Origin of the sequence: Streptomyces glaucescens (assembly GCF_002154375.1) — a bacterium.
Classification (GTDB): Bacteria; Actinomycetota; Actinomycetes; order Streptomycetales; family Streptomycetaceae; genus Streptomyces; species Streptomyces glaucescens.
Genome location: NZ_MUND01000356.1, coordinates 1 through 8564, shown reverse-complemented (window position 1 = coordinate 8564; position 8564 = coordinate 1). Strand labels below are relative to the sequence as shown.

Below are 8564 nucleotides of genomic sequence, written 5' to 3'. Positions count from 1 at the left end.
ACAGCCGTCCCGTGGTGGCGGGCCAGCGCGCCGCCACCACGGGACGGCTGTCGGTGCGGGCGGCGGGCCGTGCCGCCCCTTCGGGAGGCCTGGTGTTCAGGGAGAGCGGGCGCGCGGCGAGCAGCGAGAGGGTGCGCGGTGCCGCCGGAGCGGAGCGCGCCGCCGAGCGGGTCACCGTGAGCGGGTGCGGGCCGGCCGGGCCGAGGGGCGAACCGCCGGAGACGCCTGACGTGCCTTCGGACACGCTCCGGGCGACGACGAGCGGGCCCGGGGCGGCGGGGTCCCGGTGCCGCTGCCCGTCTGAGCCCCGTCCGCCGCCGGACGCCGTGCCGGGTCGTCGCGCGTCCTCCGCGGCGCCTGCACCACCTGCCGCGACCGCCGGTGCCGGACCCCGGGGCCCGGTGGCCGGGGACGGCGTCACCAGGGGCGTGGCGGGTCCGTTCGCGTGGTGCGGGGGGCCGGACCTCGAGGTGCTCGGGCCGGCGGAGTCGGCGGTGTCCGGGCCGGCGGAGTCGGCTGCGAGGCGGCGCTGCACGTCGCCCGCCCCGAGCAGCGGTGCGTCCGCCCCGTTGCCTCCCGTCGTGCGGGACGCGGGCTCGGCGGGCCGTTCGCGATCCGTCGTGGGCGGTGCCGCAGGGCTGTGGGATCCCCTGTTCTGTCGTACCGGGCCCGGTCGGCCGTCCGCGCCGGAGGCGGTGGCACCCGGCAGGTCGGCGCTCGGCGGCAGCGCGGGCAGCGGTGCGCCCAGGCCGCCGCGGGCGCGTGCCCCGGTGCGGGCGGGGGGCCGGTGCGGGATGCCGGCCGGTGCGGCGGGGCCGTCCGGGGTGCCGCCGCCGGCCGTTCCGCTCGCCCTGCCGTCGTGCGAGCCCTCGGTGCCGGTCGTGCCCTCCGCGCGGCGCTGGACGACGGGAAGGACCGGACCGGACGCGGTCCTGGCGCCGGGCGCGGGGTGCGGGACGGGGGCGTCCTTCGCCAACGGCACCGCCGTGGCGGGCAGTTCACTCAGCGGGGCGCCGAGCGGCGCGCGGGTGGCCGCGCCCTGCGCCGGGGCGGTCGAGCGCGCCCTCGTCGCGGCCGGTGCGGTCGCGGCGGAGGGGATGCCGGGATCCGGGAGGGTGACGGGCCGCAGGGCGGGGACGCGGCGCACCGGTCCGGCCGGGCGCCGGGCGACGGTCAGGGAGGGCCCCGCCGGGCGGATCCGGGCGGCCGGCGGGGACACGTCGGCGCCGGAGGCCCGGGATGCCTCCGGCTGCCCGCCTTCCCGGCCGGGCCGTGGCCCGGTCGTCCCGGTCGCGGTGCGCCGGCCGTCCGGGCCGGAAGGCGTACGTCCCCCGGTACCTCCCGGAGACCGGGATGCGCGCCCGGAGTCCGGCTCGGGCGGGCCGGACCGCGCCTGCGAGGCGGGCCCGCCGGCAGCGGGCCGGGCCGCGGTTCGGTCGGCGGCGGGCCGGGCGGCGGCTCGGTCGGCGGCTGCGCCCGGGACCACCGACACGCGCCGCACCAGCGGAATTTCCGGCGCGGCCGGCCGGCGGCCGGTGTCGGGGGACGGTGCGACCGGGCCGGCGCCAGGCTTCGCCGCCCGTTGGACGGCGGCTGATGACGAGGAGGGCGACGCGGAAAGCACGGCGGGAGAATCCGCGGACGTGAGGCCACGGCTTGGCGGAGCGTCGCCCGAGCGACCCTTTCCGGCGGCGCCGCTGCTGCGGGGACGCGCCACCACGGGCCCCGAACCGGACGACACCGAACCGGACGACACCGGACCGGACGGCGCCGGACTGGACGACACCGAATCGGACGGCACCGGACCAGATGACGCCGTACCGGAAGAGGCCGTACCGGACGAGGCCGTACCGGAAGAGCTGGTACCGGAAGAACCCGCACCGGCCGACGCCGCGCCGGACGGCGCCGTACCCGACCGCCGCGCCCCCGGCCGTGTCCGTCGCGCCACCTGCGGTGCCCGAGCGGCCGACGGGCGGGACGAGCCGCCCGAGGCCCCGGCGTCCGGCGCCCCGGCATCCGGCGCACCGCCCCGCGGCCCGTCCGCCCCCTCCGGCCGCAACGACCGGAGCAGCAGTGGCCCTCCGCCGGTACGGGTGGCCTGCGGGGTGGCCGGGCGGGTGACACCGCGCACCAGGCCGGTCGGGGCCGTGGGCAGCAGGGCGTGGCCGAGGCCGGAGTCGAACGACGGGTCCTGCCAGGCGGCGAGGCCCGCCCGGAAGGCGAGGCCGTCACTGACGCCGAGCGGAGCGCGGGAAACGGTGAGCACCGGCGGTGGGGTACGGCGCCAGCCGCCGTCCCAGTCGCCGGGCACGGAGGAGACCGGGCCGTCGGACGCGCTCGGGTCCGGGCCCTCACCGGACGGACCGCCCGCGTCGGCCCCGGAGCGCTCCGTACGCCGCGCGGGGTCCGCGGCGATCGGTCCGGCGGCCCGGCGGCGCAGTCTGTCCCGCCATGCCATGCGCTCAACCGCCTTCGTTCACGCGGGTGTTGATGCGGGCGATCTCGGCCACCCACTGCCGGCGCTCGTCGTGGGTCAGGTCGAGGATCTCCTCGCGTGGCCAGTGGAAGTGATAGGCGACGTACGCGATCTCCTCCAGGAGCCGGGGAAGGGCGTACGTCACGATTCCCCCAGGCGCCCACCCGAGAGGTCGACCTCGAAGCCGCCCTCGCAGTGCGGGCACGTCACCGCCGCCCGGGTGTGGCCCTCGCTGTTGACGCGGCGGTAGAAGTCCTGGAGGAAGGCGACGTCGGTGGCGTACATCCGTTCCACGATCCCGGCGTGCACATCGGTGATGGAGCCGATCCGGGTGATCACCTGGCTCAGCAGCACCACGCTCAGGTACGCGGGGTTCTCCTTGACCCGCAGGTCGATCTGGGGCCGCAGTTCGTCCCGCGCCGTGGCCAGGCGCATCGCGCCGTGGCGGTGCACGGTGCCCGCCTCGTCGACGTATCCGCGCGGCAGCTCGAACTCGAACTCGGTGCGCAGCCCGTGGTCCTCTCGTGGCGGCGGGGCGGCGGCGGGAGGTGCCGCCGCCTGCTCGGTCGCCGGGGCGGGTGCCGTCACCTGGAGGATCTCGTCCAGGTTGCCCGCCGTCACCGTACGGCGCCTCATTCGACGATGATCTCCTCGAACACGATCGTGACGGACTCGGTGGCCGCGGACGACTCGCCCGCCTTCAGGGACGGGCCCTCCCACTTGGAGGCCCAGCCCTGCATCAGCTGGATGCGGCGGACCGTGGTGCCCTCGGTGTCCTTGATCTCGATGGTGAGGTTCTGGCGCGCGGCGTTCACGGCGCCGTTGTTCAGGGTCTCCTTGATCCAGTTGGTGAACTCGCTGCTCTGGTCGAGTCCCCGGGTGATCGTGATCTCGCCTGCCTGCCGGCCGCCGGGCTGCTTGCGGATGATCTGCTTGCCCTCGGCGCTGACCTGCTTGATCTCGACGACGTCCTCCTCGACGGTCAGCCCGCTGATCTCCTGGATCGACTCGACCAGGTAGCCACCGAGCTGCACGCCGAAGACATGGGTGGAAAGAGCATCGCCCGTTGCCATGACTGTCTGTCACCTTTCCTTGCGGACCCGCGGGTCACTCGTCGATGAGGCTGGTGCTGTCGGAGAACTGGGCCAGCCGGAACACCACGAACTCCGCGGGCTTGACCGGCGAGACGCCGATCTCACAGACGACCCGGCCCTGGTCGATGGACTCCTGCGGGTTGTTGTCGCGGTCGCACTTCACGTAGAACGCCTCTTCGGCGGTACGGCCGAACAGCGCGCCCCGGCGCCACTCCTCGGTGAGGAACGCCGTGACGTTGCGCCGGATGCTCGACCAGAGCCGGTCGTCGTTCGGCTCGAAGACCACCCACTGGGTGCCCAGGAGGATCGACTCCTCCAGGTAGTTGAACAGGCGGCGCACGTTCAGGTAGCGCCAGGCCGGGTCGGAGGAGAGGGTGCGGGCGCCCCACACCCGGATGCCCCGGCCGGGGAAGGCCCGTACGCAGTTCACGCCGATCGGGTTCAGGAGGTCCTGCTCGCCCTTGCTGAGCCGCAGTTCCAGGTCGACCGCGCCGCGGATCACCTCGTTGGCGGGCGCCTTGTGCACGCCGCGCTCGGCGTCGCTGCGCGCCCACACACCGGCGATGTGACCGCTCGGCGGGACGGTGGTGTTGCGGCCGGCGGCCGGGTCGAAGACCCGCACCCACGGGTAGTAGAGGGCCGCGTACCGGGAGTCGTAGCCCGCCTCGTCGTTGCGCCAGGTGCGCACCTGCTGGGCGGTCAGCCCGGGCGGGGTGTCCAGGACCGCCACCCGGTCGCCCATCTGCTCGCAGTGCGAGATCACGGCGAGCTGGACGGTGCGCACGCCCTCGGCGTCGATGTCGCCGCGCTGGTAGGCGCTCATCAGGTCCGGCACCGCGACCATGGTGATCTCGTCGATGGTCTCCAGGCCGCCGAACCCGGTGCGGGCCCCGGCGTCGCCGACGTACTCGCCCGGGTCGAGCCGGGCCACCTCGCCGGAGCCGGGAGCGGCGGGCGCGGCCGGCGCGTCGGCCAGCGTCACGGTCTGGTTGGCGGGCCTGCTCTGCGCGGCGCCCTGCTGCTCGGTGACCTCGACCAGCTTGGAGGCGCGGGCCTGGGTGACCAGGTAGCCCTTGACGTTCTTGCGGGCGGACGCCTCGTAGGTCTCCACCACCTGGGTGCCCTGGCGGACCAGGAGCTTGAAGCGGTCCTCCGGCGGGTTGTCGCCGTCGGCGTCGGCGATCTCCACCGACAGACCGGAGGCGCCCGGGCGGGCCGCGACCAGGAAGCCGCCCAGCTCCGCCGGCTGCGCCGCCTTCGGCTCCGCCGCCCGGCCACCGCCGGCCGCCGGGGCGGAGGCGTCCTCGGCGGAGCCACCGATCCGCACGATGTACGCGGCGCCCCCACCGTTGGCGAAGTAGCCGTAGACCGCGTGGGCCAGGTACGTGCCCTCGGTGAAACCGCCGAACAGCTGGGTGTACTGGTCCCAGCTGGTGACGAGCGTCGGGGTGTGGAACGGGCCGGTCCCGGCGAACCCGACGAACGCGGCGACGGCGGTGCCGACCCCCTCGATCGGTCGGGCACCGGACTGCACCTCCTCCACGTACACGCCCGGGGTGAGGTACGTCGGCATGCTCGCTCCTTCGGGTCCTTGCTGGTCGGTCACCTGTGTCCAGGCCGAGTCTGCGCGGTGGTCCGGCGGGGGCGACAGGTACGCGCGGACCCGACCGGGGGCAGGGACATTGCCTTTCCCCGCCCGCGCCGACCGTCGCCCGGCCACTCGGACTTGCCCCTGTTCTGCCCGTACGGCCCTGGACGCCCCGTGGGCCCGCGCGGTCCACTGGGGGCCGCGCCAAGGGCGCGTCGACGAGGAGGCAGCAGATGCGGACGTCCAGGTCGCGCGCCGAGCAGGACGGGAACGAGCGGGCGGCTTCCGGCCCCGCGGCCGGGCGGAAGGCGTCCCCCGGCGGCGCCGCCGTTCCGCCCCCGCTCACCGCCGATGCGCTGCGCGCGGCACAGCGCGGGGCGGGCAACGCCGCGGCGACCGGCATGATCGCCCGCCGGGCCCGCCACGCGGCCGCCACGCAGGAGTCGGACACCGGGGTGCACGAGGTCCTGCGCTCGGCCGGCAAGCCCCTCGCGGCACCGGTGCGCCAGGACATGGAGTCCCGTTTCGGCACGGACTTCTCCGACGTACGCCTGCACACCGGCGCCGCCGCCGCCCGCTCGGCCCGCGCCATCGGGGCGCGCGCCTACACCTCCGGCAGCCATGTGGTGATCGGTGACGGCGGCGGCGACAAGCACACCCTCGCCCACGAACTCACCCACGTCGTCCAGCAGCGCCGGGGGCCGGTGTCGGGCACCGACCACGGCGACGGGCTGCGGGTCAGCGACCCCCGGGACCGCTTCGAGCGCGAGGCCGAGGCCAACGCTGTCCGGGTGATGCGCGCACCGGTCGGATCGCAGGAGGCGGCTCCTCGGACCGCATCGCCGTCGGCGGCGTCGAGCGGAATGGTTCAGCGCGCCCAAGGGGCACCGGAGTTCGGCAAGAGTTTCGCGGGCCCTTCCATCGGTGTGGAGAGCGAGCTCAGCGGGTTCGTCTGCGCCCTTCCGGAGTCGGCGAGCCGGACCTTCGCCTATGTGAAATCGGTCGCCACCGACGATCCCCTGGTGATGGTCACGAAGGACATGGCCCAAGGCCCGTACCAGAATCCGACCCCTGGCGCGGTGCCCAGGCGGGGCAGGTGGCAGGCGCATACGGTGGAGCTGGTCACCTACCCCTCGGTCATGAGCGATGACGCGCAGACCGCCAGCAGGAACCTCGCCGTGCAGTTCCTCCTCGACCACTTCAAGGCCCACCTCGCTGCGCACAATCATGAGCCGCTGGTGTCGACGACCAGTGCGGACGGCCAGTTCAGGCTGGAGGTGACGAGCCGGGACCATGTCCTCGCGACCGGGAACGGCATGCAAGCCGACGCGCCCCCGTCGGTCTCCATGCCGACCGGCGGGCAGCAGGCCACAATGGGGGTCAAGGCGAAGGAATTCGGCACGGGTGCCACGGACGAGCTGAAACTGCTGGAATCCGCTCCCTGGTACCAGCCGGAGCGCAAGGCGTACGCCCTGGGGAAGCTCCAGGATGAGCAGACACCTGTTCAGGACCCCGACAGCGTGGCGAACGTGTACGCGTACCTCATCTCCGTCATCGCGTTCACGGCATCCCTGACCGTCCGGTTCTCCCTGCCCATGGACGGATACGATCCAACGGGTGAACCGCGGGCCCAGGGGCTGACCGACCCGCAGGTCAAGAACCAGTGGAAGATCCTGCCGCGGACCAAGCCCAGTCTCATGCTCAGCACACTGCAGCCGGGGGACAAGAGCAGGACACAGGCACTCCTCCGTGAGACATCGCCCATCGGAGACCCGAATGCCTGGGCCGCCGCCAGGAACTACATCCTCTACGGAAACGAAGTGGCGGGTCACGGCATCAACGACGCGACCGTCGGTGGCGAAAGCGCTGCCCTGTTCGAGTTCCGGGAGATCCCGGGCGAGTTGAAGAAGTACGCCCCGAAGGAGCGGGAGAGCGTGGTCGCGGTGAGCGACCCACTGGCGGAACTCGGCGACGGTCGTCCGGCCGCCGTCCGGGAAATCAACGCGTTTCTTCAGCAAGCAGCCAACCAGGCTGCTTTCGCAGCGTGGTACTGCGAGACCTTCGACAAGTACCACGACGAGCAACCGGCGCGGGTCGTCTCTCTCGCGGCGGCGAATCAGAAAGCCATGTGGATCATGTCGCAGCACCCTGACACGTGGCAGCGGATCAAGCAGAACCAAGCGGCCTGAGGCAGGTGAACGGCGGCCAGGTGTGGTCGAGGGGCGGGCCGCGCGGCCCGGCCCTCACGCGTCGACGGCCTCCGCCAGGTACGGGCCGAACTCGCTCTCCAGGACCAGCCGTCCGAGCTTGCGGTACTCCTGGGCGACCGCCGTCACCACCTGCCGCATGGTGAGCGGTTCCCCGGACTCCGCCGCGAGGTAGGCGGCGGTCACCGCGCAGGCCCGGATCGAGCCGCCGGCCAGTTCGAAGCGGTCCGCGCAGAAGGGGAGGTCCACGTCGCCGGCGCGCGGCATGCGGTCACCCAGGCAGCGCTCCCAGAGGGCGAGGCGCTGGCCGGCGTCCGGCACCGGGAAGTCCGCCACCACGTCCAGGCGGCGCGTGAACGCCTCGTCCAGGTTGGCCCGCAGGTTGGTGGTCAGCACGGCGATCCCGTCGAACGACTCCATGCGCTGGAGGAGGTACGCCGACTCGATGTTGGCGTGCCGGTCGTGCGCGTCCTTCACCTCCGAGCGCTTGCCGAAGATCGCGTCGGCCTCGTCGAAGAGCAGCACCGCGTTGACCGCCGACGCCTCGGTGAAGATCCGCTCCAGGTTCTTCTCGGTCTCCCCCACGTACTTGTCGACGACCGTGGACAGGTCCACCACGTACAGGTCCATACCCAGGTCCGCCGCGACGACCTCGGCGGACATGGTCTTGCCGGTGCCCGACTCGCCCGCGAACAGCGCGATCACGCCCCGCCCCCGCCCGCCGCCCGGCCGCATCCCCCACTGTCCGAGCACCTGCTCGCGGTGCCTGGCCCGCAGCGCGAGTTCGCGCAGCCGCCGGTGGGTGAGCGGCGGGAGGACCAGGTCGTCCCAGCCGACGCCGGGCTCCACGCGGCGGGCGAGCCGGTCGAGCCCCGCCCCGTTCTGGGCGCGCACGGCGGTGCGCAGGTCGTCGGGGCGGACCTCGCGGCCCGCGAGGACGGCCGTGCGCACCGCCACGTCGGCGGCGCGGCGCACCTGCCCGGAGTCCAGGCGGTGGGCGGCCACCGCACGGGCGAGCGCCGCCGCGTCACCGGGCACGCCGCCGTCACCGGCGGCCCGTTCCAGCGCGTGCCGCCAGCGCGCGGCCTGCCGTTCGGGAGCGGGCGCGGCCACGGTCAGGACGACGGGGGTGTCGGCCGCCCAGGCCGGGTCCCAGCCGACGGTGCCGTGCGTCAGCAGCGGGATCCCGCGCAGTGCCG

At 74.2% G+C, this 8564-nt stretch carries 6 protein-coding genes and 1 pseudogene; 1 reads left to right on the top strand and 6 read right to left on the bottom strand.

What is annotated here, in order from left to right; all coding sequences use genetic code 11:
- The 5 genes and pseudogenes from CCN42_RS22980 to CCN42_RS22965 all read right to left on the bottom strand — a co-directional run.
- A pseudogene (locus CCN42_RS22980) lies at positions 1–1219 on the bottom strand (hypothetical protein); the annotation flags it as partial.
- A 1243-nt stretch (positions 1220–2462) separates the two neighbouring features.
- Positions 2463–2621, bottom strand: a complete 159-nt coding sequence (locus CCN42_RS43370; RefSeq protein WP_169731508.1) for a DUF6760 family protein — start codon at positions 2619–2621, stop codon at positions 2463–2465.
- Entirely contained in the window at positions 2618–3112 is a 495-nt protein-coding gene (locus CCN42_RS22975; protein WP_086173119.1) for a zinc-ribbon domain-containing protein, read from the bottom strand. The genes CCN42_RS43370 and CCN42_RS22975 overlap by 4 nt, the downstream gene beginning before the upstream one ends.
- Positions 3109–3549, bottom strand: a complete 441-nt coding sequence (locus CCN42_RS22970) for a phage tail protein (RefSeq protein ID WP_086173120.1) — start codon at positions 3547–3549, stop codon at positions 3109–3111. Before CCN42_RS22970 ends, CCN42_RS22975 begins: the two co-directional genes overlap by 4 nt.
- A gap of 34 nt (positions 3550–3583) precedes the next feature.
- The gene (locus CCN42_RS22965; protein ID WP_086738399.1) at positions 3584–5143 is read right to left on the bottom strand and encodes a phage tail sheath family protein; all 1560 of its coding nucleotides are present in this window, start codon (positions 5141–5143) and stop codon (positions 3584–3586) included.
- A 248-nt stretch (positions 5144–5391) separates the two neighbouring features.
- Between CCN42_RS22965 and CCN42_RS22960 the strand changes: the two genes are divergently transcribed.
- Positions 5392–7347: an actin cross-linking domain-containing toxin gene (locus CCN42_RS22960; RefSeq protein WP_086738396.1), complete on the top strand. Its 1956-nt coding sequence runs from the start codon at positions 5392–5394 to the stop codon at positions 7345–7347.
- A 54-nt stretch (positions 7348–7401) separates the two neighbouring features.
- Here the strand turns inward: CCN42_RS22960 and CCN42_RS22955 are convergent.
- A partial coding sequence (locus CCN42_RS22955; RefSeq protein ID WP_143661993.1) for an ATP-binding protein occupies positions 7402–8564 on the bottom strand: 1163 nt, incomplete at its 5' end.